The 21,349-nt window shown below is 69.2% G+C and carries 22 protein-coding genes and 1 pseudogene; 14 read left to right on the forward strand and 9 right to left on the reverse strand.

The features are described from left to right. Window positions 1-36 precede the first annotated feature (36 nt). A complete protein-coding gene (locus FPZ11_RS00155) occupies window positions 37-897 on the reverse strand; it encodes a hypothetical protein (protein WP_146317344.1) in 861 nt (286 codons plus the stop codon). A gap of 201 nt (window positions 898-1,098) precedes the next feature. On the opposite strand from FPZ11_RS00155, the gene FPZ11_RS00160 reads away from it, so the two are divergent. Continuing rightward, window positions 1,099-1,311, forward strand: a complete 213-nt coding sequence (locus FPZ11_RS00160; RefSeq protein ID WP_146317346.1) for a putative type II toxin-antitoxin system PemK/MazF family toxin — start codon at window positions 1,099-1,101, stop codon at window positions 1,309-1,311. Between the two features lie 23 nt (window positions 1,312-1,334). Here the strand turns inward: FPZ11_RS00160 and FPZ11_RS00165 are convergent, their stop codons facing one another. Further along, window positions 1,335-2,279: a J domain-containing protein gene (locus FPZ11_RS00165; RefSeq protein ID WP_146317348.1), complete on the reverse strand. Its 945-nt coding sequence runs from the start codon at window positions 2,277-2,279 to the stop codon at window positions 1,335-1,337. A gap of 57 nt (window positions 2,280-2,336) precedes the next feature. After that, complete coding sequence (locus tag FPZ11_RS00170) at window positions 2,337-3,329, reverse strand: GlxA family transcriptional regulator (RefSeq protein ID WP_146317350.1); 993 nt, start codon at window positions 3,327-3,329, stop codon at window positions 2,337-2,339. An 85-nt stretch (window positions 3,330-3,414) separates the two neighbouring features. On the opposite strand from FPZ11_RS00170, the gene FPZ11_RS00175 reads away from it, so the two are divergent. Both FPZ11_RS00175 and FPZ11_RS20190 read left to right on the forward strand, forming a co-directional pair. After that, window positions 3,415-3,654, forward strand: a complete 240-nt coding sequence (locus FPZ11_RS00175; protein ID WP_146317352.1) for a hypothetical protein — start codon at window positions 3,415-3,417, stop codon at window positions 3,652-3,654. Between the two features lie 741 nt (window positions 3,655-4,395). Continuing rightward, window positions 4,396-5,040: pseudogene (locus FPZ11_RS20190) on the forward strand (MFS transporter); the annotation flags it as partial. Window positions 5,041-5,066: 26 nt separating this feature from the next. Here the strand turns inward: FPZ11_RS20190 and FPZ11_RS00185 are convergent. After that, window positions 5,067-5,936, reverse strand: a complete 870-nt coding sequence (locus FPZ11_RS00185) for an NAD(P)-dependent oxidoreductase (protein ID WP_146317356.1) — start codon at window positions 5,934-5,936, stop codon at window positions 5,067-5,069. Between the two features lie 106 nt (window positions 5,937-6,042). Continuing rightward, window positions 6,043-6,942: an HhH-GPD family protein gene (locus tag FPZ11_RS00190; RefSeq protein WP_146317358.1), complete on the reverse strand. Its 900-nt coding sequence runs from the start codon at window positions 6,940-6,942 to the stop codon at window positions 6,043-6,045. 223 nt (window positions 6,943-7,165) lie between these two features. Here FPZ11_RS00190 and FPZ11_RS00195 point away from each other — a divergent pair, with 223 nt between their 5' ends. Next, the gene (locus FPZ11_RS00195; protein ID WP_146317361.1) at window positions 7,166-7,852 is read left to right on the forward strand and encodes a nucleoside/nucleotide kinase family protein; all 687 of its coding nucleotides are present in this window, start codon (window positions 7,166-7,168) and stop codon (window positions 7,850-7,852) included. Window positions 7,853-7,868: 16 nt separating this feature from the next. On the opposite strand, the gene FPZ11_RS00200 is transcribed toward FPZ11_RS00195, so the two are convergent. Then, window positions 7,869-8,864 (reverse strand): ketopantoate reductase family protein, encoded by a 996-nt coding sequence (locus FPZ11_RS00200; RefSeq protein ID WP_146317363.1) that lies wholly within the window; start codon window positions 8,862-8,864, stop codon window positions 7,869-7,871. Between the two features lie 117 nt (window positions 8,865-8,981). Between FPZ11_RS00200 and nhaC the strand changes: the two genes are divergently transcribed. Further along, on the forward strand, window positions 8,982-10,565 hold the full coding sequence (gene nhaC / locus FPZ11_RS00205; RefSeq protein ID WP_146317365.1) for a Na+/H+ antiporter NhaC: 1,584 nt from the start codon (window positions 8,982-8,984) through the stop codon (window positions 10,563-10,565). A 44-nt stretch (window positions 10,566-10,609) separates the two neighbouring features. On the opposite strand, the gene FPZ11_RS00210 is transcribed toward nhaC, so the two are convergent. Beyond that, on the reverse strand, window positions 10,610-12,091 hold the full coding sequence (locus FPZ11_RS00210) for an MFS transporter (protein ID WP_146317367.1): 1,482 nt from the start codon (window positions 12,089-12,091) through the stop codon (window positions 10,610-10,612). 125 nt (window positions 12,092-12,216) lie between these two features. Here FPZ11_RS00210 and FPZ11_RS00215 point away from each other — a divergent pair, with 125 nt between their 5' ends. From FPZ11_RS00215 to FPZ11_RS00235, 5 genes are all read left to right on the forward strand, one after another. Continuing rightward, the gene (locus FPZ11_RS00215; protein ID WP_146317369.1) at window positions 12,217-12,933 is read left to right on the forward strand and encodes a TetR/AcrR family transcriptional regulator; all 717 of its coding nucleotides are present in this window, start codon (window positions 12,217-12,219) and stop codon (window positions 12,931-12,933) included. Continuing rightward, a complete protein-coding gene (gene truB / locus FPZ11_RS00220; protein ID WP_146317371.1) occupies window positions 12,930-13,874 on the forward strand; it encodes a tRNA pseudouridine(55) synthase TruB in 945 nt (314 codons plus the stop codon). The genes FPZ11_RS00215 and truB overlap by 4 nt, the downstream gene beginning before the upstream one ends. Beyond that, on the forward strand, window positions 13,871-14,242 hold the full coding sequence (locus tag FPZ11_RS00225) for a hypothetical protein (RefSeq protein ID WP_146317373.1): 372 nt from the start codon (window positions 13,871-13,873) through the stop codon (window positions 14,240-14,242). Before truB ends, FPZ11_RS00225 begins: the two co-directional genes overlap by 4 nt. A 176-nt stretch (window positions 14,243-14,418) precedes the next feature. Then, on the forward strand, window positions 14,419-14,892 hold the full coding sequence (locus FPZ11_RS00230) for a hypothetical protein (RefSeq protein ID WP_146322582.1): 474 nt from the start codon (window positions 14,419-14,421) through the stop codon (window positions 14,890-14,892). An 8-nt stretch (window positions 14,893-14,900) separates the two neighbouring features. Then, window positions 14,901-15,833, forward strand: coding sequence for a bifunctional riboflavin kinase/FAD synthetase (locus FPZ11_RS00235; RefSeq protein WP_146317375.1), 933 nt, complete (start codon window positions 14,901-14,903; stop codon window positions 15,831-15,833). A gap of 30 nt (window positions 15,834-15,863) precedes the next feature. Here the strand turns inward: FPZ11_RS00235 and FPZ11_RS00240 are convergent, their stop codons facing one another. Then, entirely contained in the window at window positions 15,864-16,415 is a 552-nt protein-coding gene (locus tag FPZ11_RS00240) for a maleylpyruvate isomerase family mycothiol-dependent enzyme (protein ID WP_146317377.1), read from the reverse strand. A gap of 192 nt (window positions 16,416-16,607) precedes the next feature. Between FPZ11_RS00240 and arr the strand changes: the two genes are divergently transcribed. Continuing rightward, window positions 16,608-17,027, forward strand: coding sequence for an NAD(+)--rifampin ADP-ribosyltransferase (gene arr / locus FPZ11_RS00245; protein ID WP_146317379.1), 420 nt, complete (start codon window positions 16,608-16,610; stop codon window positions 17,025-17,027). A gap of 70 nt (window positions 17,028-17,097) precedes the next feature. Here the strand turns inward: arr and FPZ11_RS00250 are convergent, their stop codons facing one another. Then, window positions 17,098-17,301 (reverse strand): hypothetical protein, encoded by a 204-nt coding sequence (locus tag FPZ11_RS00250; protein ID WP_146317381.1) that lies wholly within the window; start codon window positions 17,299-17,301, stop codon window positions 17,098-17,100. Window positions 17,302-17,394: 93 nt separating this feature from the next. Here FPZ11_RS00250 and FPZ11_RS00255 point away from each other — a divergent pair, with 93 nt between their 5' ends. The 3 genes from FPZ11_RS00255 (at window position 17,395) to FPZ11_RS00265 (ending at window position 21,290) form a co-directional block, all read left to right on the forward strand. Further along, window positions 17,395-18,288, forward strand: a complete 894-nt coding sequence (locus FPZ11_RS00255) for a formylglycine-generating enzyme family protein (RefSeq protein ID WP_146322583.1) — start codon at window positions 17,395-17,397, stop codon at window positions 18,286-18,288. 95 nt (window positions 18,289-18,383) lie between these two features. Beyond that, window positions 18,384-19,964, forward strand: coding sequence for an arylsulfatase (locus FPZ11_RS00260; RefSeq protein ID WP_246846426.1), 1,581 nt, complete (start codon window positions 18,384-18,386; stop codon window positions 19,962-19,964). 75 nt (window positions 19,965-20,039) lie between these two features. After that, the gene (locus FPZ11_RS00265; RefSeq protein ID WP_146317385.1) at window positions 20,040-21,290 is read left to right on the forward strand and encodes an MFS transporter; all 1,251 of its coding nucleotides are present in this window, start codon (window positions 20,040-20,042) and stop codon (window positions 21,288-21,290) included. Window positions 21,291-21,349 lie beyond the last annotated feature (59 nt).

A 21,349-nucleotide genomic window follows, 5' to 3' on the forward strand; every position in this document is an offset into this window, starting at 1 on the left:
CGTGACGGTCGACGCGCCCTGAGCGCTCGACAGCTGTCACGCGACCGGCAACCATTCTCCGGAGTCGGGAAGCCTGCTCCACGCGGTCGTCACTCCGCCGGGGACCGGGAGTTCGGAGAGCCAGACAGTCGTGTCCGGACTCCAGCCGGCGATCATCGTGGCGAAGTCGTCGCCGGTCGCCAAAGCGCGCCCGGCTGCGGCCAGATAGCACCCGACGGTCAAATGCACGGCGTCCGCCGTCTCTGCCACCGCGTTCCAGTCGGGGATGACCCAGCGTTCGTTCGTTCCTGTTGCGCGGTACCAGTCGTGACGACGCGACGCGGTGACCTCGAGCGGGAACTCGCGGCACAGCGCCACCCAGTCGTCGGCGGTCCGAAGCTCGAGCGTCATGGGGGAGGCGGCCACTTCGGTGCTGTGCGCAAGGGCTTCGCCGAAGGAGTCCTCGACAAGATCGAATGCATCGGGCAGGTGTCCCACGGTCACCGGAACGCCCGTAGGCGTCGACCACCACGTGCCCGACCATGAAGCGTGCGGATCACGTGGGCGTTCGCGCCCGGCGCGTACTTCGTCGCTGTGCGTCTTCTGTGCCCATGCGGCGAGCGTCGCGCGCGGGTCGTGTTCGAGCCATGCCGCCGAGCCATCCCCGTCGATGCTCCACTGTCGTGCGGCCCGATCGCGCCACCACCAGTCGATCCCTTCGGTGGTGGCAAGCCGTGCAGCGAGCGGCCGCAGGGCGGTGCGTACCTCGGGATCGGCGGCCAGCACGTCCTCGCCGCTCGGCGGCTGCCAGTATGCTGCAGCGTCGACGGCAGCACGCAGTGCGGCTCGAGCATCCACCGTGGTCACTGCCGTCACGTGAGCGCTGTCGATCAGTGACGCGACGTCGTGCTGCGTCACCCGCTGAAGCTCCACAGCAGCCGCTTGATCGGCTGACGGTGCGCTTGAGTACACCCGCGAGCCGCTTTTGCCGGGATCGAGAACGGACGCGGCCTGGAAGACGGCGCGACCGACGTCTTCACATCGACTCGCGAGCTCGAGGCAGAGGCGTCGTCCCCGAGGACCATCGAGGAGCTCGTCTGCAGAGAAGGTCACCCGACCATGGTGCCGCTGAACCGTGTCGCTGCGGAATATGCAACAGGACCGCAGGGTCGTGAGTCGTGCGCTGCCGAGCAGCTCGCCACGGACTCGAAGGCGCAGCCCGATCAGCTGCGGGCGGTCTCGATCGGGCGTCTGAAGCGTGCACTCGGCTGGGTCCCTGCGGAGCTCACAGGTGAGCTCGATGAGGCGCTCCGCCTCCACCTCGCGCTCTGAGCAGCCCCTTGTTGGGCCGTCGCTCACACGAAGCGGATGCTCTGCTGCAACCGGGTGCGCACCTCGAACAGCGTGGTGCCGTCGGGGCGCGGGCTGTCGGCGACACCCGTGCGCAGCAGATGGGGGAGCACCGAGGACTGCACGGCCACGAGCGTCACGCCTCGGGAGCGCCCGACGACGATGATCGGCTGTTCGAGGTCGTCGTCGGGGAGCACGACGGCGGCGACGGTGAACCGCACACCCGTCGCGCGCCCCAGCGTCCGGGCGCGGCCCGCGAGCTCGTGCAGCGGTTGCCGCTCGAACCCTGATGCCTCGCCGCGCGGCACGAGGTCCCCACGTCGCACCGAGACCGGGGTCGCCCAGTCCTCCGACTGCACCGCGAACAGCCCTGTGGGTCCCAGCACCACGTGGTCGACCTTCTCGGTGCGCCCTGCGGCCGCGGCGGTGCGGCCCGTGGCATCCACGTCGTGCCACACGGTGTACCCGATGCCGAGCGTCGTGAGCGCGCGCGCAGTCGTCTCCTCGGCCACGGCATCCGCGAGCGCGTGCCTGATCTCGTGCGGTGCGGAGCGCACCAGGGCGGGGTCGTAGGGGTCGCGCAACGGCTCGCCGAGTCCGACCCACTCGCGCATCATGCTCAGGTACCGCTCGCGGGAGTACCCGCCCGGATGCCCGTACGTGCGCGTCTGCGGACGCGACGGCTGTTTGGGTGCCCGCGGCGGCTGCGGAGCCCAGGTGTGCGGCGTCTCGTGCGCGACGTTGCCCCTGTCGTACGCTGCGCGTGCCTCCGGAGTGCCGACGACGGTCCAGGCGTGCTGCACCGCGATGAAAAGGGCTTCGGTTCCGCCCGTGTCGGGATGCGCCTCACGCAGCATGCGTCGGTATGCCTTGCGCAGTTCCTCCTGGGTTGCAGAGGAAGGCACGCCGAGCACGTCGTACGGCGACGAGGAGAGCGGGCTGTCAGGCATCGAAGGGCAAGTGTATTCGCACGCGGCTGGTGTATCCGGCGAGGAGGCTGGTGGCGTCTACGCCGTCGCCGACATCTGCTCGCGGGGCACCGGCGTTCCGGCGAACGAGCGGCGGTAGGCGGTGGGGGCGACTCCGACCTCCCGCGTGAAATGGTGGCGGAACAGGGTGCCGCTTCCGAAGCCGCACGACGCCGCGATCTCGTCGATCGGGGCATCCGTCGACTCCAGGAGCAGCCTGGCGTGCAGAACGCGTTGCGCCGTGAGCCACTGCATCGGCGTCACGCCCGTCTCGGCGACGAACCGCCTCGCGAACGTGCGCGTCGACATGTGCGCCCTCGCAGCCAACGCGGCCACGGAGTGCTGCTCGTGCAGGCGGTCGTTCATGAACGCGATCACGTCGGCGAGCTCGTCGCAGTCGGGCTCGGGAACCGGGCGCGGAATGTATTGCCGCTGGCCGCCGTCGCGCTGCGGCGGCACGACCATGTTGCGGGCGATCACGTTGGCCACGGCGCTGCCCAGCTCACGCCGCACCAGGTGCAGGCTGGCGTCGATGCCGGCGGCGGTGCCCGCGCTCGTGATGATGTCGCCGTCGTCGACGAACAACACGTCTTCGTCGACTCTGGCGGTGGGATGCCTGCGCTGCAGGTCGGCCGCGTTCCTCCAGTGCGTGGTGCAGGGCCTGCCGTCGAGCAGGCCGGCCGCACCGAGCACGAAGGCTCCCGAGCAGGCACTCAGCATGATGGCACCGCGAGCAGCGGCTCGCTGCAGCGCCTCGATGAGCTCGGCCGGGTACTGGTCGTCCGGCCGGATGCCTGCGGCCGGCACCGCGACCACGTCGGCGTCGTCCATCGCGGAGAGGTCGAGCGGCGGAATGATCGCCGTGCCGACCTGCGTGGTCACCGGTCGTCCTGCCTCGAGCCCGCAGACGCGGAAGTCGATGCGCGGGATGTCGGTGTACCAGCTGCGATCGAGCCCGAACACCTCGCCGAGCAGGCCGAACTCGAAGATCGCGAGGTCGTCGATCACGGGCACTGCAACGCTGCGCAACATGAGTCAACTCTAGTGGCGGAATCTTTGTGATGAGAGTCTGTCTGCCATCTAGTGGCCGAATATATGCGATCGTAACGTGAGAGCCATGACAGAGAACACGGCATCCGGGTCCGCATTCGTCGGTCGGTCGGGGAACGCGCACCGTGCGCTTCAGGGAATCGAGCACGGCTACGTCGCACCCGTCGACAGTCGTTCGCCTCGTGGGCGGTTCTCCCTGTGGACCTGGTTCTCGACGGCGCTCGAGCACAGCGGGCGCGTTGCCGACCGCGACACGGAGCGGGCCCATCGCGACCTGCAGGCCGCTCGGGATCGCTCGGAGTGGTGAGCCCGGAGTGCCCCCGTACGTGCACGGAGGTCGACGTGGGGTCGACAGTGACACGAATCGATTCGATCGGGGGCCGTCGGCGGGATAGCGTTGATGCTTGTGACAGCAGAGGCCGGTGAAGCCGGCGCTTCCGACCCCGTGGGCGGAGCGCCGGAGCGCGACGCGAGCGACCACGGGTTTCGCGCCTACGGCACGCTGTTGGCGGCACCCTCCCGCACATTGATGGTGCTCGCCGGTCTGCTTGCCCGTGCGCCGATCGCCGTGCTCGGATTCGGATTCCTCTACTTCACGCACGCGAGCACCGGCTCGTACGCACTCGGCGGTCTCACCTCGGGCCTCGCCATCGCCTCGATGGGGCTCATCGGCCCGCTCGCCGGACGGGTCGCCGATCGGCGGGGACAGCGGCAGCTGCTGCTGGCATCCGCGATTCTGCACCCGCTCGCCGTGGCGGGGGCCGTCGCCAGCGGCTACCTCGGCTCGATGGTCGGGCTCGTGATCATGTCGGTGTTCTGCGGTGTCACGGTGGCGCCCGTCGGCGCCTTCATGCGCGCGCGCTGGTCGACGCTGGTCGAAGACAGCTTTCTGCTGCGCACGGCGTTCGCGATCGAAGCGGTCGCCGACGAGATCGTGTGGGTGTTCGGGCCCGCTGTCGCCGCGCTGCTGGCCGCGGGCGTCGCGCCGGCGGGCGGCCTCATCCTGTCGGGCGTCATCGGCCCGCTCGGCGCGCTCTTCTTGAGGGCGATGCCCGACGCCAAGCCCCTGCCGGTGGCCGAAGGACACGTGCACCGGCCAGGACAGCTGCTGCGCTCTGCGCCGTTCCTCATCCTTCTCGTCGCCAGCTTCGCCACCGGAATCGGCTTCGGCATCAACGACCTGTCGATCGTGTCGCTGGCCACCTCGAGCGGCGTACCCGAGCTGGCGGGCACGGTGCTCACCGCCTACTCGATCGGCAGCGCGTCAGGGGGCTTCCTCTTCGGTGCTCTGTCGACCAGGCTGCGCTCACGTCAGATGCTCGTCGGCACGGCGCTCGCGCTGTTCATCACCTGGGCGGCACTCGCGCTCGCGCCGACCATCTGGTGGTTCTATCCGCTCGGCTTCTTCGCCGGCGCCACCATCGCTCCGCTGATGATCGCCGTCAACCACATCGCACACGAGATCGTGCCGCCCGCGATCATCACCGAGGCGCTCGCCTGGCTCAACACACTCGTCATCTGCGGCATGTCGATCGGCTCGTTCGTGGGTGGACTCATCAACGACGCCGCTGGGCCGCGCACCGCATTCGTCGTCGTCGCCTGCACGTCGGCGGTGCCGCTGGTGCTCGTACTGCTCGGCGTGCGGGCGTTCTCGTCCCACAGACTCACGCCGGCTGTCGATTCCGCCGGGGGGCTCGGCTCGGCAGGCAGCGGGCGACGTCACGGGCGCGTGACGGCCACCATGTCGAGCGTGCCGTCGCCGCGTTCGACCGCCTGCGCGAAGAGAGACCTGCACACCTGCATGAGGGGAACAGGCAGGGATGCCTGCGAGGCGGCATCCACGATGAGCTCGCAGTTCTTCAGCACGTCGGCGATGCTCGCCTGCGGGCTGAGGTCGCCGTCGACGTACTTCGCGGTCTTCACCCGCGAGATGGGCGACGACATCTGGCCGCCATCGAGGATGCCGCGCAGCTGCTGAAGGTCGAGCCCCTGCTGCTGCGCGAACGCGAACGACTCGGCCAGCCCGGTGACGAGCGTGACGAGGAAGACGTTGACCGCGAGCTTCATCGTGAGCGCTGCCGGCACCGCACCGCACACGGTCGTGGACGCGCAGAGCAGCTCGATGATCGGGCCTACCGCCGCGACCGCATCGTCGTCGCCCGCGAGCATGCCGACCAGCTCGCGGCGTCGCGCCGGCTCCCGCGAACCCGACACAGGAGCCTCGACGTAACGGCCGCCCGCGCTCTTCACGTCGCGCTCGAGACCAGCGGAGTACCGCGGAGACGTCGTGCCGAGGTGCACAAGGGTCGTCCCGGCGAGATGGGTGGTGAAGGCAGCCGTGCCGCGTTCCAGCACCGCGTCGATCACGTCGTGCGTCGAAAGCATCATGAGCACCACGTCGCACTGCGCGAAGAGCTGCTCCACCGAGTCTGCGACGCGGGCGCCCTTGGCGGCGAGTCGTTCGGGTGCAGGGGCGGAGCGGTTCCACACGAGGAGGTCGACGCCCGAAGCCAGCAGGTTCTCCGCCATCGGCTCGCCCATCAGACCTGTGCCCAGAAAGCCCACCCGCGGCGTCACAGCGTTCGTCATTCGCACACCTGCTCCTCACGGCGTCGCACCGAACGATCGCCCCTCTCCATCGTTCGGACGGGTGCGCCTTCGCGGCACTGACGGGAGCGACAAAGCCGGCCATCGCTCACTGTGGGAGTGTGTACCCCTCGTCGGTCGTGACGGCGAGTCCGTCGGCGAGCAGGCCGGCCAGCGCGCGGTCGCGCTGCGCGGCATCGGGCCACAGGGGTTCGAGCTCTTCGGCCGAGAGCGGGCGGTGCACCGCGCCGAGCTCGCGAAGCAGTGTGCCCCGCACCTGGCGGTCGCTGCCCTCGTACTTCTTCTGCACCGCCCGTTTCGCGCCGAGGTAGGCGGGATGCCCCGCCGCGCGCCACGCGCACATGTCCGCCACCGGACACACGTCGCAGCGCGGCGATCGCGCGGTGCAGACGACGGCGCCGAGCTCCATCGCCGCCGCGTTGAAGACACGCGCCTCCTCGCGGCCATGCGGCAGCACGGCATCCATCGCCGCGAGATCGCGTCGGGCGTTCGGCGGGGCCGGCTCACCCTGGCCGTCGATGCAGCGGGCCAGCACGCGCCGCACGTTGGTGTCGACCACCGGATGCCGGTCGCCATAGGCGAATGCCGCGACGGCTCGCGCCGTGTAGTCTCCGATGCCCGGCAGCGCGAGCAGTTCGTCGACGTCGCGCGGCACGATCCCGTCATGACGTTCGGCGATGGCGACGGCGCAGGCGTGCAGGCGCAGCGCTCGCCGCGGATATCCGAGGCCGGCCCAGGCGCGGATCGCCTCGGACTGCGGCGTCGCTGCGAGGTCCGCGGGTGTCGGCCAGCGCTCGAGCCACTCGGCGAGGCGGGGGATGACCCGCACCACCGGCGTCTGCTGCAGCATGACCTCGCTGACGAGGATGCCCCATGCCCCGAACCCCGCCCGCCGCCACGGCAGATCCCTGGCCGCGTGTCGGAACCACTCGTTCAGCGTGCGCACGAGGTCGTCTTCGTCGCGGGGGAGCGCTGCGACGGTCGACATGCGTCAAGGCTACCGAGGAGCCGAGCGTGCAGCCGGCAGGGCAGACATCCTCCTCGCGCCGCTCGCACCACGATGTTCAGCTGTCCCGTGGTGCCGCTCGCTCATGGCGAGGCGACCTGACGGGACAGCGGAGCCGGAGGAAAGGAGCAGGAACCGGCACGCGCGTGCGTCGCCGTCGCGATCGATCGAGCTCATCGGCGGCGACACGCCCTAGGCTGGCGCCATGCAGTTGGCGACCACACCGCGCGTCTCGTTCCTGCGCGAGCTCCGCAAGGAGATCACGCACAACTACCCTGCCGGCCGTGTGACCGTCGCGATCGACGGGGCGGAGGGCGCCGGCACCGCGGAGTTCGCCGACGACCTCGCGGCGGTCTACCGCGAAGCGGGAACCGACACCGCGCGGGCGTCGATGCGCGACTTCCACCTGCCACGGGCCACGCGGCATCTGCACGGTCGAGCCGATGCAGGGGACTACTACGAGCGCTCCTTCGACTACGACACGCTGCGCCGCGTTCTCATCGACCCGTTCCGCATGGCCGGATCGACGGGCTTCCAGACGACGGCCTTCGACGTGAAGCGCGACGCCCCCGTGATCTCCGCGTGGGAGACCGGCCCCGCCGACGTGGTGCTGATCGTCGACGGCCCGTTCCTGCTGCGTCCGGAGATCCGCGGCGCGTTCAACTTCACCGTGCTGCTCGACGTTCCGCTCGCCGCCGCCTACGCTCGCCTGGCCGCGAGCCAAGGCAGAGACCCCGATCCCGAAGCGCCGTCGAACGCGCGCTACGTCGGCGGCTGGCGGCGGTACGGCGAGAAGGACGAGCCGCAGTACCTCGCGTCGGCGGTGATCGATCTGGCCGAGCAGGAGCATCCTCACCGCGAGTATCCCGACACCGGATGCGCGTGCTTCTGACTCGCAGCGCAGCGAGTCAGCGCACGGGGAGCGCTCCGCCCTGCTCCGGCGTGAGGAACTCGCCCGTGGGCTCGAGTCCCTGCATCGCCTCGACGATCGCCGCGTTCACGGGCGCGGGGCGTCCGATCGCGGCTGCTGCCCGAACGACGGCGCCGTTGAGGTAGTCGATCTCGGTGGTGCGTCCCCGACGTCGGCTCTGCAGCGTGGAGCCGAGGTTGGGCACGCTGCCCATTCGGCGCGCCATCAGCGTGGGCAGAGAGCGGGCGGCCCACAGCGGGAGGGCGGAGAAGACGCGCAGCAGCGGGTTGCTCAGGCCCTGCAGCGTGGCGTAGCGCACGCCCGAGGCGAATCCGATGCGTGTCGTCTCCCGCATCGAGGCGGTGACCACGCGAGAAAGCCGGCGATCCGCGATGGTCTGCTGCACGCTGAGCCCGGTGAGCGCAGGCATGGCGTTGACCATGTTGACGACGAGCTTCGTCCACTGCGCGCCGAGGAAGTTGGGGGTGGCGAAGGCGGGCATGACCTGGCCGAGGATGCCCGCTGCGCTGCGCGCGGCATCCGACGGTTCGCCTGCGCCTGCTCCGAGGTACGTGCTTCCTGTCGCCGTGACGGTGACGTGCCCCGGCTCGACGTACTGCGACGCGTAGAGCGCGAGGGCTCCGACGAGCTCGGCGTCGGGCAGGATGCCCGCGGCCACCTCGAGCGCCTCGAGCCCGTTCTGCACGATGACGACGGTGATGCCGCGCAGGTGTTCCGCGTTCTCGCGGAGCGCGGCAGAGGCATCCTGCGCCTTCGTGCACACGAACGCGAGGTCGGGCGTCGCCACGAGCGTCTCGGATGCCGTCACCGTCGCCACGTGCTCGCCCCACGCGCCGTCGAACCGCAGTCCGTGCTCCGCGATGGCGGCGAGGCCCTCCCCGCGCGCGGTCACGCTCACCTGGTGTCCCGCGCGGTCGAGCAGCGCGGCGATCGTGCCGCCGATCGCGCCCGTTCCGATGATGCCGATGCGCACCCGGCAAGCCTATTCGGGCACGTCGACACCTCGACGCGACCTGTGCGCCGTTACGCTGGCCCCAGCACACCGCGGGGGGACGGCCGAGGGGGCCGGGGCGGAGATGGAGTCTGCGCGATGGCCGGCACAGCACCCGAGGGGAATGCGCACGGTGGCGAGCCGAACGACGCGGCCGGCCGTTCGGACGGCGGGGCGGGCGGTTCGGATGGCGATTCCGGGCGTGGCTCCCGGCGCCGTCGCCCGGTGAAGCCGCCGTCACTGACCGACGCCCTGCTTCCGATCGTGCTGCTGGCGGTGCTCATCGCAGGCAGCCTGCTGGTCTTCGGGCTCGGCGCCCTGAACGGACCGATCCAGGTCGCGCTCATGGCGTGCGCCCTGGTCGCCGCGCTCATCGCGGTGAAGAACGGGCATCCGTGGGCCAGGGTGCAGACCGCGGGGCAGGGTGCGCTGTCGTCGCTCAGCAGCGCGATCTTCATTCTGCTGACCGTCGGTGCGTTGATCGGAACGTGGAACCTGTCCGGCACCATTCCGACGATGGTGTACTACGGCATCCAGCTGCTCTCGCCCTCGTGGTACTACGCCGCCTGCGCGCTCATCTGCGGCATCATCGCCCTCAGCATCGGCAGCTCGTGGACCACCGCGGCCACCATCGGCGTCGGCATGATCGGCATCGCAGGGATGCTCGGGGTCTCGCCGGCGATCACCGCAGGCGCCGTCATCTCCGGCGCCTACCTCGGCGACAAGCTGTCGCCGCTGTCGGAGACCTCCGTGCTCAGCGCCCAGATGGTCAAGGTCGACATCTACCGGCACATCCGCGCACAGGCGTGGACGTCGATCCCGGCCTTCCTCATCGCGTTCGTCGTGCTGCTCGTCATCGGCCTGAACTCGGGGACCGCTGCGCATCCGCCGCTTCCCGAGACCGTCGAGCTGCACAGTCTGAGCTCGATCTTCTGGATCACTCCGCTCAATCTGCTTCCCCTCGTGCTGCTCATCGTGCTCTCGATCCTGCGGGTGCCGGCCGTGGTGTCGCTGGCGAGCCCCGCGCTCTTCGCCGGCGTGCTCGGCGCCTTCCTGCAGCCGTCGGTGATGGCCGACTTCGTCTCGGGCAACGGCGAGAACCCCGTTGTCGGGTCGATCAAGGGCGTCTGGCTGGCGATGGCGGGCGGCTTCCAGATCGACACCCCCTACGCCGAGATCAACGGTCTGCTGAGCAGAGGCGGGATGTCGAGCATGCTGCTGACCATCTGGCTCATCATCGGCGCTGTCACGTTCGGCGCGCTGCTGGAGGAGTTCGGTCTGATCGCCCGGCTGATCGACCCGCTGATCCGCGCCGCGAAATCACGTGGTGCGCTGTACGTCACCGTCTTCGGGTTCGCGTTCGGGCTCAACGTGGTCGCCGGCGACCAGTACATCGCGCTCGTGCTGCCCGCTCGCGTGTTTCGGCTGGAGTTCGCCAGGCGTGGGCTCGCGCCGACGAACCTGTCGCGGCTGGTCGCGGACAGCGGCACCGTCACCTCGGCGCTGGTGCCGTGGAACTCGTGCGGCGCCTACATGAGCGCGGTGCTCGGCGTCTCCACACTGCTGTACCTGCCGTTCGCGATCTTCAACTATGCGAGCCCGCTGCTGAGCATCCTGTACGGCATCACCGGATTCAAGATCGAGAAGAGCACACCGGCCGACGAACCCGTCGCGGCCGAATAGGGTGCGACGGGTTCGTCGGCCGGGTGCGAAGCGAGGAGCGGTGCTCAGGCGACCGGGGCCCCGACCTGCTCGGTCTCGATCGGGGCCGCAGTGGCATCCGTTTCGCTCGGCGTCGCCTCTGCAGGGCGACGCACGGGCTTGCCGACCGGCAGGAACAGGCCGATCACCGCGGCACCCGCGAGCACGGATGCCCCGACCACGACGGCGGGAATCGCGGCGTGCACATACCCGGTCGGCGTGAGCGTGCCGCCCGCACCGATGAACACGGCGGTGAGCACGGCGACGCCGAGCGCGACGCCGATCTCGCGAAGCGTCGCATTGGTGCCCGATGCCTTGGCGTGGTCCTTCTCGGCGAAGCCCTCCAGCACGGCGGTCGAGCTCGGTGCGAACACGAGGCCCATGCCGACGCCGGCCAGCAGGAACGGCGGCACCATTCCGGCGAACGATTCGTCGGGTGCCAGGATGACGGCCAGCCAGAACATCGCGACCGATTGCAGCACGAGGCCGACCACGATCGGCAGGCGCGTGCCGAAGCGCGGAACGATCAGCGCGCCGGTGAGCGGGGCGACGACCATCGGCGCCAGCGTCCACGGCATGGTCATCAGGCCGGCCTCGAGGGCGGTGTGGCCCTGAACGACCTGCAGGAACTGGATCAGAATGAAGACCGAGCCGAAGATGCCGAAGCTGAAGGTCACGCCGACGAGGTTCGCCACCGTGAAGCTGCGGTTGCGGAACAGGCCGAGCGGCAGCAGGGGAGCGCTGGCGCGCGTCTCCCACCACACGAATGCCAACAGCAGCACACCGCCGCCGATGAGCGAGGTCAGCACCTGAGCGCTGTCCCATCCGGCGTCGTTGCCCCGCACGATGCCGAACACCACGGCGAACACGCCGACCCCCACGAGAAGCACGCCCAGCACGTCGGCCCTCAGCTTGGCGCCGAACGAGTTCGGCAGCACGAGAAGCACGAGGGGCAGGGCGAGCACGCCCACCGGAACGTTGATCCAGAAGATGGCCTGCCAGTTCCAGCCCTGCACGATGGCCCCGCCGATCAACGGCCCGAGCGCGACGCCGAGGCCGGAGATGCCGCCCCAGATGCCGATCGCGGCCGGCCGCAGCCGGGTGCTCACGGAGCCGACCAGCAGGGTGAGCGACAGTGGCATCACGGCGGCGGCGCCGGCGCCCTGCACGGCGCGGAACGCGATGAGCTCGCCGGGCGACGTGGCCAGGGCGGAGGCCGCGCTGGCCAGCGTGAAGACGGTGAGCCCCACCGCGAACACCGTGCGGCGGCCCAGCCGGTCGCCAAGGGCGACGGCGAGCAGGATGAACGTCGCGAACGAGAGGCTGTAGGCGTTCACCACCCACTGCAGCTCCTCGATGGATGCCTTCAGATCGATCCCGATCCTCGGCAGCGCGTTCGTGACCACGAGGTTGTCGAGCGTGGCCATGAACATGGGAACGGATGCCGCCACGATGGCGAGCCAGGTCGGCACGCGTCTGCTGCGTGCGAGCGCGGGTGCTGCGGTCATGAGCCTTCTCCTGTGCGGGGCGGACCGGTGAGCGGTCCAGGTGGATGGGATCGATGCGTATGCAAGAGAGGTAATCGAATGATTACAAGATGGAACAGTAGTAATCGACTGATAACATGTCAAGCATGAGCAGCGAATCCGTGACCGAGTCCGACGGCGGCGTCGCTCCGACCGGCGACGCGCCCACGAAACAGGAACGGGTCGCGGCGTCCGTGCGGCGCGAACAGATCCTCGCCGCCGCATCGCGCGTCTTCGGCGAACGCGGCTACATCGGGGCCACGACCGACCAGGTCGCCAAGGCCGCGGGAATCAGCCAGCCGTACGTCGTGCGCATGTTCGGCAGCAAGGAGAACCTCTTCGTCGAGGTGCTCGACCGCGCCCTCACGAAACTGGTCGAGGCGTTCCGAGGGGCCCTCGCCGACGTGGGCGACGACAGGGGCGACCGCGAGCTCGTGATGAGCAGGCTGGGGGCCGAGTACGCCGACCTCATCAGCGATCGGGGCATCCTGCTCTCGCTCATGCAGGGTTTCATCGCGGGACACGACGACGTGATCAGCGCGAAGGCGAAGGCCGGGTTCCTCGCCATCTACAAGCTGTTGCGCGACGAAGCCGGCCTCGACCCCGACGAGATCGTGGACTTCCTCGCGCACGGCATGCTCTTCAACACGTTGATCGCCATGCACATGGTCGACGACTTCCACTCCGGCGATCCGTGCGTGAGCGAGTTGCTCACGCACACCTTCCGCACCAAGCTTGACGTCGTGGTGAACACGGTGACCGGCATCTCCGCCTCAGAGGCACACGCGGCGGCCGAGGCCCCGCACACGCGGGCCACCGCGTGAGCGCACCGAACGGCATCCTCGTCGTCGACAAGCCGGCGGGGTGGACGAGCCACGACGTCGTCGCCCGTGTTCGCCGGCTCGCAGGCACGCGCAAGGTCGGGCATGCGGGAACGCTCGACCCCATGGCGACCGGTGTGCTCGTGCTCGGCCTCGGCCCGTCGACGAGGCTGCTCACCTACATCGTGGGCGCCGACAAGGAGTACCTGGCGACGGTGCGGCTCGGTGCCTCCACCACGACGGACGACGCGGAGGGGGAGAACCTCGGATGGGCTCCTGCCGAGCGCGTGCGTGCCATCACGTCGCAGCGGCTCGGAGATGCCGTCGCCCACCTCACGGGCGAGATCGATCAGGTGCCCTCCAGCGTCTCCGCCATCAAGGTGGACGGCAAACGCGCCTACGCGAAGGTGCGGGCGGGCGAGGCTGTCGAGCTGAAGCCGCGGCGCGTGACCGTGTCGGAGTTCGAGGTGCTCGAGACGCGCGAGGCATCCGTCGACGGCGCCGTCGCGCTCGACGTCGACATCCGGGTGGTGTGCTCGTCCGGCACCTATGTGCGTGCGCTCGCCCGTGACCTCGGGGTGGCCCTGCTCACCGGCGGTCACCTCACGGCGCTGCGGCGCACCCGGGTCGGCCCCTTCGACGTCGTGGATGCCCCGCCCCTGGCCGATCTCGAGCCGGAGCCGGCGCTCATCCCGCCTGCGACCGCCGCTGCTGCGATCTTCCCGGTGCTCTCTCTCACGGACGAGCAGGCCGTCGATCTCGGACACGGCAAGAAGATCGAGACGGCGCACGAGGATGCCCCGACCGTCGCCGCCATCGCCCCGGACGGCAGACTCGTGGGGCTGGCCGCCGTGCGCGGCGGGAGAACGCGCACCATTGTGAACTTTCCGGTCGAGGCGCTCGGCACGGGCCAGGCGGGGGATCGCGAAGAGGAGACACGTTGATCGAGTGGTTCACCGCCGTACAGGTGATCGTCGCGCTGCTGGCGGGTCTGATCTGCCTGGTGCTCGGGTTCATCGGCAAGCAGCCGAACGATCTCACGCTCGGCTCGATCGTGCTCGTCGAGCTGTTGCTCATCGCACAGCTCGTCGTGACGATCGTCGCTCCCACGGTCGGCAATGAACCGAGCGGCTCGCTGGCGGAGTTCTACATCTACCTCATCTCGGCTCTGCTGCTGCCGGTGGCCGGCGCTTTCTGGGCCCTCATCGAGCGGTCGCGCTGGAGCACCGTCGTGCTCGGCGTCGTGGGACTCGCGGTCGCCGTCATGCTCTATCGCATGGGCCAGATCTGGTTCGTGCAGGGCACACCCTGATTCCGTGCCGCTCTCACCCGACCATCGGCGGCGAGCCGCGATAATGGAGTGTCATGTCTGAGAAGCCCTCCGTCGTTCCTGCCGCCCACAAGGCCGTCGACACGCCAGCCACCGATCCCTCGCAGCAGAACACGACCTTCGTCCACGGCACGACGGCACCGCGCGCCGGCCGAAGGATGACCGGGGTGGGACGCGTGCTCGTGGTGGTGTACGGCATCCTCGCGCTCGCCGCCGCCGGTCGCAGCGCGTTCCAGATCATCGATCACTTCTCGGCGGCTCCCGTCGCGTTCTCGCTGTCCGCGTTCTCGGCGCTCGTCTACATCGTGGCGACCATCGCGCTGATCGCGCCCGGTCGCGTGTGGTACCGGGTGGCCTGGACCACGATCTCGATCGAGCTCGCCGGCGTGCTCATCATCGGCACGCTCAGCACGTTCGCGCCCGCTGCGCTCGGCCTCGACGCCGTCGACCCGTTCGGGCAGGACTCGACGGTGTGGTCGGTGTACGGCGCCGGCTATCTCTTCATCCCGCTGGTGCTGCCGGTGCTCGGCATGCTGTGGCTCGCGAAGCACAAGCCCGTCGACGGGCCGTCCACCGGCGAAGACGTCGCCGGTGCCGACGCCGCCGATGGGGATGCCGTCGGCCGGGCATGAGCGCAGGCATGAGAGTCTTCCGCTCGATCGCCGACATCCCCGACGGGTTCGGCCCGAGCGCCGTGACGGTCGGCAAGTTCGACGGTGTCCACCTGGGTCATCGCGCGGTCATCGCGCGACTGATGTCCGTGGCGAAAGCCGACCGGCTGTCGGCGGTGGTCGTCACGTTCGACCGCAATCCGATGTCGGTCGTCGCCCCCGACCGGTGTCCCGCCGACCTCGTGAGCCTCGAGCAGAAGCTCGAGCTCCTGGAGCAGACCGGCATCGACGCGGTGCTCGTGCTCACGTTCGACCTCGAGCTGTCGAAGGTGCCGGCCGAGCAGTTCGTCGAGCAGTTCCTGGTCTCGAAACTGCACACCAAGGCTCTGCTGGTCGGCAGCGACTTCCGTTACGGAGCCAAGGCGGCGGGCGATGTGGCGCTGCTGCGCGAGTTGGGGGAGCGCGACGGCTTCGACGTGCGACTCATCGACGACGTGCGTCCCGACGGACATGACCGCGTCTCGTCGACCTGGATCAGGTCGCTGCTGGGTGAGGGCGACGTGGCGTATGCGGGCATGCTGCTCGGGCATCCGCCGACCGTGCGCGGCATGGTCGTGCACGGTGCACAGCGCGGCAGACAGCTCGGGTTCCCGACCGCGAACCTGTCGCCGCAGTGCGAAGGACTGATCCCGGCCGACGGCGTGTACGCGGGATGGCTGATCGATGGCGGGGTGCGGCATCCCGCCGCCATCTCGGTCGGTGACAACCCGACCTTCGAGGGTGTGCCGCAGCGGCAGGTCGAGGCCTACGTGATCGGCGAGGACATCGACCTCTACGACCACGTGGTCGACGTGGAGTTCGCGCAGCGCATCAGGGGAATGGTCGCGTTCTCGGGCATCGACCCGCTCATCGCGCAGATGAAGGCCGATGTCGATCTCGCCTCCGAGATCCTCGCCGACTAGCCGAGAAGCTGGCCGCCTCGCGGCCGGACCTCAGCGGGATCCGGCGACCAGCGGCGAACGTCCGTAGAGATACAGCACGATGCCCTGCGCCGTGCCCTCGATGACGGGGCCTCGTCCGATCGCCCAGCCGGCGTCCGCCGCCCACAGGGTGCGTTGTCCGGCTGCGGCCAGTCGCTCGGGGGAGGCCAGCAGCATGCCGCGCACGGCGATGCGCCTGGTCGCCTCCGGCTCGACGTCGATGCGGACGCCGAGCGGCTGCACGATGTCGTACGTGTGCACCACGGTCTCCACGAGGTCGCCCAGTCCGGTGCGGCCGACGCCCGCTCGTCGCAGGTCGGCGATGCGACGCAGCCTGCGCGTCAGCTCTTCAGGGCTGGATGCCTCGCCCTCCTGCCGGCTCACGGCATCCGTCAACGCGGCGAAGGTCGACCGGGTCAGCGTGGGCAGCGGCAGCACACTGCGCAGCATCTCGCCGTACGAACCGCCGACGCGCCAGACGAGGTGGCCGACCACATCGCGCACGCTCCAGCGCGAGCACAGGCTCGGCGCGCCCCATTCTCCGGGCTCGAGCTCGTCGAGCACGTCGGCCGGCGCTCGAGTGTCTGCGCGATCTGCTCACCGAACCCGCGTGGCATGGCATCCCTCCGCCCGCGCTCCATCATGGCACTCGCGGGCCGGAGACGGGAGGGGCGAACGCCTCCGGTGACGGCACCCGAGACGTGGGCGGAGGGTCGCCGTCGGGCGACCCTCCTCCGAGTTCGTTAGCCTGCCGTGATGACTGAAGCGCTCGACGAAGGCCCCTTCTTCCACGGAACGGCCGCCGTGTTCACGCCGGGTGGACTGATCACCGCCGGTCATCGGTCCAACTACCGGCCGGAGGTGGTCATGAACCACGTGTACTTCACGGCGCTGCGCGACGGGGCGGGGCTGGCCGCCGAACTCGCCGTCGAGCTGCTCGGCGGCGGCGAGCCGCGCGTCTACGAGGTCGAGCCGACGGGCGCGTTCGAGAACGACCCGAACGTGACGGACAGGAAGTTCCCCGGCAATCCGACCCGGTCGTTCCGCAGCACGGAGCCGCTGAGAGTGGTGCGAGAGGTCACCGACTGGACCCGGCTCACGCCGGAGGCCATGCAGACCTGGCGCGATCAGCTGATCTCGAAGGCGCCGCACGAGCGGGGCGAGATCCTCAACTAGCGGGACGCACCACAGGGTCGAGAGCCGCACGGCACGGTGTCGGTCGCTGAGGGCAACGCCAGTCCGACGCTCAGGGCCCGAACTGCCGCACCTTGTCGATGGCCTGCGACTGGCCGCGTCGAAGCTCGGCCTCCTGCTCCATGCGCGCGTTGTGCATCAGGGACGTGCGCAGCCCCGTGTCGTTGCGCTTGCGCCCGCGTCCGATGACGAACGTCGTCACGGCCGCCACGATGACGACTGCCGCAATGACCCATGCGATGATCGCGCCCGCCACATCGACCCCCGTCGCTCGCCTTCATCGTAGAACAAGCCGTGCCGCGGTCGACGTGGTTCGGGCACTACGGTGGCTGTCGTGGCGAGAGCAGAGATGACGCGGTTGCCGGGTGGCACGTTCCTCATGGGTTCGGAGAAGTTCTATGCCGACGAGCGGCCCGCCCACGACCGCGAAGTGGCCCCGTTCTGGATAGACCCCTACGAGGTCACCAACGAGGACTACGCGGCTTTCGTCGACGACACCGGCTACGTCACCGTCGCGGAGCGCGAGCTCGATCCGGCGAAGTTCCCCGGCGCCGCCCAGGCGGATCTCGTTCCCGGCTCCATGGTCTTCACGCCCACCTCCGGCCCCGTCGACCTGCGCGACTGGCGCAACTGGTGGCGGTGGCAGCCAGGAGCCTACTGGCGCAAGCCGTTCGGCCCCGACTCGTCGTTGGAGGGACGGATGCGGCATCCGGTCGTCCACGTCGCGTTCGAAGACGTCATCGCCTACACGAGGTGGGCCGGTGTGCGGCTGCCCACCGAGGCCGAGTACGAGTACGCGGCCAGAGGAGGACTGGTGGGCAAGGACTTCGCCTGGGGCGACGAGCCCTACCCCGGTGGCGTTGCCCAGGCCAACTCCTGGCTCGGGCACTTCCCCTACGACAATCAGGGCGTGGGCGGCACAGCAGAGGTGGGGTCGTATCCGGTCAACGGGTTCGGGCTCTTCGACATGACGGGCAATGTGTGGGAGTGGACGACCGACTTCTACACCCCTCGCCACCTCAAGCTCTCTGACAAGCCGGTGGATGCGGGCAAGCGCGCGAACCTGCTCGCCGCGGCCAGCGCGCAGGAGGGGTTCCCGGACATCCCGCGTCGTGTTCTCAAGGGCGGCTCGCACCTGTGCTCGCCGGAATACTGCCTGCGGTTCCGTCCGGCGGCGCGCTCCCCGCAGGCGGAGGACACCGGGATGTCGCACATCGGCTTCCGCTGCGCGCGCGACGACTGACCCCGTTCGATCGCTCTCGCCCCGCCTGGGTGATCTGTCGGCAGGCGCCGACCTTCCGTCGCTGTTCCGCTCAGACTTCGAGCAGGGTGTCGGTCGTGAATGCGCCGACGCGTGCGGTCGACAGGGGGTCTGTGATGCCGAACGGCAAGCCGAACATTCTGGTCATCTGGGGTGACGACATCGGGATCACCAACCTCAGCTGTTACAGCGACGGTCTGATGGGATATCGAACGCCGAACATCGACCGCATCGCCCACGAGGGCATGCGATTCACCGACTCGTACGGCGAGCAGAGCTGCACGGCCGGTCGATCGTCATTCATCACGGGGCAGAGCGTGTTCCGCACGGGCCTGAGCAAGGTCGGAGTGCCTGGGGCCGACATCGGCCTCAGCGCAGACGACCCCACCATCGCCGAGCTCCTGAAACCGCTCGGGTACGCGACGGGACAGTTCGGCAAGAACCACCTGGGCGACAAGAACGAGTTCCTGCCCACCGTGCACGGATTCGACGAGTTCTACGGCAACCTCTACCACCTCAACGCGGAGGAAGAGCCCGAGTGGCCGAACTGGCCGTCGAAGCAGGACTTTCCGGAGTTCAACGCGATGGCCAGACCGCGGGGCGTCATCCACTCCTGGGCGACCGACGAAGACGACCCCACAGTCGACGGTCGATACGGGCCACGGGGAAAGCAGCGCATCGAAGACACGGGCGCACTGACGACGAAGCGCATGGAGACGATCGACGAGGACTTCGCCGCCGCCGCTCAGGACTTCATCGGTCGGGCCGTCGATGCCGAGACGCCGTTCTTCGTGTGGATGAACACCACGCACATGCACTTCCGCACCCACACCAAGCCGGAGAGCGTCGGGCAGGCGGGACGCTGGCAGTCGAACTACCACGACACGATGATCGACCACGACAAGGTCGTCGGCTCGCTGCTCGACCAGCTCGACGAGCTGGGCATCGCCGACGACACGATCGTGATCTACTCGACCGACAACGGCCCGCACATGAACACCTGGCCAGACGGAGGGATGACCCCGTTCCGCAGTGAGAAGGACACCAACTGGGAGGGCGCGTTCCGCGTGCCTGAGATGATCCGTTGGCCCGGCCACATCGAAGCGGGCAGCATCTCCAACGAGATCGTCCAGCACCACGACTGGCTGCCCACCTTCCTCGCTGCGGCGGGAGACACCACGACGGTCGAAGAGCTGAAGTCGACGAAGACCATCGGAGACAAGAGCTACAAGGTGCACATCGACGGGTACAACCTGTTGCCCTACCTCACGGGTGAGGTCGAGGAGAGCCCACGAAAGGGCATGGTCTACTTCTCCGACGACGGCGACGTGCTCGCGCTGCGCTTCGACAACTGGAAAGTCGTGTTCATGGAGCAGCGCGCGAAGGGCACCATGCAGATCTGGATGGAACCGTTCATCCCGCTCCGCGTCCCCAAGCTGTTCAACCTGAGGACAGACCCCTTCGAACGGGCGGATCAGACCTCGAACACCTACTTCGAGTGGTTGTTCGAGAACGACTTCCTGATACTCGCGGCGACCACGGTCGTGAGTCGCTTTCTGGCGACGTTCGCCGAGTTCCCGCCCCGGCAGAAGGCGGCGACCTTCAGCATCGATCAGGCCGTGGAGAAGCTTCAATCGTTCCTGGCAGGCAAGGACTGATCGGTCGCCTGCCCGCTCGCCGAGGGTGAGTTCGGCCCGGCGCAGCAGCGCTGCCCGGGCGTGAAAGACTGGGGCGTGACCCTCCCCATCTCGCGCCGTCCACTGTGGGCGGGCCGCACGCTCGCCCTGCTGGGCATCCTGCTCGTCGCCGCGAACCTGCGCACGGCGGTGACCGCGCTGTCGCCGATTCTCGACGAGATCACCCGCGACGTGCCGTTCGGTGCGACCGGTGTCGGGCTGCTCGGCGCGCTGCCGCCGATCTGTTTCGCGGTGTTCGGGCTGGTGGCGCCGCTCTTCACGCGCAAGGCGAGCCTCGAGGTCATCCTGGTGGTCGCACTCGCAGCCATCGTGGCCGGCCATGTCGTGCGCGGGCTCTCCGTCTCGTTCCTCATGCTCACGCTGGGCAGCGTGCTCACCTTCGCCGGCATGGCCGTCGGCAATGTGCTGCTTCCCCCGCTCGTCAAGCGCTACTTCCCCGACCGCATCGGGCTTCTCACCTCGCTCTACGCGACCGTGCTGTCGGTCAGCACGCTGGTTCCTCCGCTGGTGGCCGTGGAGGTGGCGGACTCGATCGGCTGGCGCTACTCGGTGGGCATGTGGTCTCTGGTGGCCGTGCTCGCGTTGCTGCCGTGGGTGGGCATCCTGCTGCGCTCGCGCGAGTCACGGCACGTCGACGCCGTGATCGACGAGCCCGGGGCGACGGCGATCGGCCGCATCTGGCATGCGCCGCTGGCCTGGGCGATGGCGATCACGTTCGCCGTCTCGTCGCTCAACGCCTACGCGATGTTCGCGTGGCTGCCCGAGCTTCTGCACGATACGGCGGCGAGCACGCCGGTGCAGGCCGGCGGCCTGCTGTCGTTGTATTCCGCGATGGGGATACCTGCCGGTCTGCTCATTCCCGTGCTCGCCGCGCGGATGCGCAACGTCGGGCTGCTCGTCTACCTGGGCATCGTGTTCTTCGTCGTCGGATACGTGGGTCTGCTGCTCTGGCCGGCGCAGGCCACCTGGCTGTGGGTGGTGCTCGCGGGTCTCGGCCCGCTGCTGTTCCCCTTGTGCCTCGTGCTGATCAACCTGCGCACGAGCACGCACGAGGGAGCCGTCGCACTCAGCGGATTCACGCAGGGACTCGGCTACGTGCTCGGGGCGCTCGGCCCTCTCGTCGTCGGCGTGCTGCACGATCTCACGCACGGATGGCTGTGGCCGATCGTGTTCCTGCTCCTCACCGTGGCGGCTGCCGCGTTCGTCGGCGTGGTCATCGCCAGACCGGGAACGCTCGAGTCCCACTTCGCGGCGAAGTCGGCGCGCGAGGCGGCGACCGAAGGGTGAACGTTCGGTGACGCCGGCCGCGCGCGCCGCGACATCCACTCGTGCGCGCCCGCGTCCCC

Origin of the sequence: Humibacter ginsenosidimutans, from assembly GCF_007859675.1 — a bacterium.
GTDB classification, from domain to species: Bacteria; Actinomycetota; Actinomycetes; order Actinomycetales; family Microbacteriaceae; genus Humibacter; species Humibacter ginsenosidimutans.

What these genes read in the sequence shown, in the direction of transcription:
- nhaC (WP_146317365.1), top strand. Translation starts at nt 8,982, where the DNA reads ATGGCCGGCACAGCACCCGAGGGGAATGCGCACGGTGGCGAGCCGAAC.
- FPZ11_RS00185 (WP_146317356.1), bottom strand. Translation starts at nt 5,936, where the DNA reads ATGACGAACGCTGTGACGCCGCGGGTGGGCTTTCTGGGCACAGGTCTG.
- FPZ11_RS00235 (WP_146317375.1), top strand. Translation starts at nt 14,901, where the DNA reads ATGAGAGTCTTCCGCTCGATCGCCGACATCCCCGACGGGTTCGGCCCG.
- FPZ11_RS00215 (WP_146317369.1), top strand. Translation starts at nt 12,217, where the DNA reads ATGAGCAGCGAATCCGTGACCGAGTCCGACGGCGGCGTCGCTCCGACC.
- FPZ11_RS00210 (WP_146317367.1), bottom strand. Translation starts at nt 12,091, where the DNA reads ATGACCGCAGCACCCGCGCTCGCACGCAGCAGACGCGTGCCGACCTGG.
- FPZ11_RS00165 (WP_146317348.1), bottom strand. Translation starts at nt 2,279, where the DNA reads ATGCCTGACAGCCCGCTCTCCTCGTCGCCGTACGACGTGCTCGGCGTG.
- FPZ11_RS00160 (WP_146317346.1), top strand. Translation starts at nt 1,099, where the DNA reads ATGGTGCCGCTGAACCGTGTCGCTGCGGAATATGCAACAGGACCGCAG.
- FPZ11_RS00190 (WP_146317358.1), bottom strand. Translation starts at nt 6,942, where the DNA reads ATGTCGACCGTCGCAGCGCTCCCCCGCGACGAAGACGACCTCGTGCGC.
- FPZ11_RS00170 (WP_146317350.1), bottom strand. Translation starts at nt 3,329, where the DNA reads ATGTTGCGCAGCGTTGCAGTGCCCGTGATCGACGACCTCGCGATCTTC.
- FPZ11_RS00230 (WP_146322582.1), top strand. Translation starts at nt 14,419, where the DNA reads ATGACCGGGGTGGGACGCGTGCTCGTGGTGGTGTACGGCATCCTCGCG.
- FPZ11_RS00195 (WP_146317361.1), top strand. Translation starts at nt 7,166, where the DNA reads ATGCAGTTGGCGACCACACCGCGCGTCTCGTTCCTGCGCGAGCTCCGC.
- FPZ11_RS00255 (WP_146322583.1), top strand. Translation starts at nt 17,395, where the DNA reads ATGACGCGGTTGCCGGGTGGCACGTTCCTCATGGGTTCGGAGAAGTTC.
- arr (WP_146317379.1), top strand. Translation starts at nt 16,608, where the DNA reads ATGACTGAAGCGCTCGACGAAGGCCCCTTCTTCCACGGAACGGCCGCC.
- FPZ11_RS00175 (WP_146317352.1), top strand. Translation starts at nt 3,415, where the DNA reads ATGACAGAGAACACGGCATCCGGGTCCGCATTCGTCGGTCGGTCGGGG.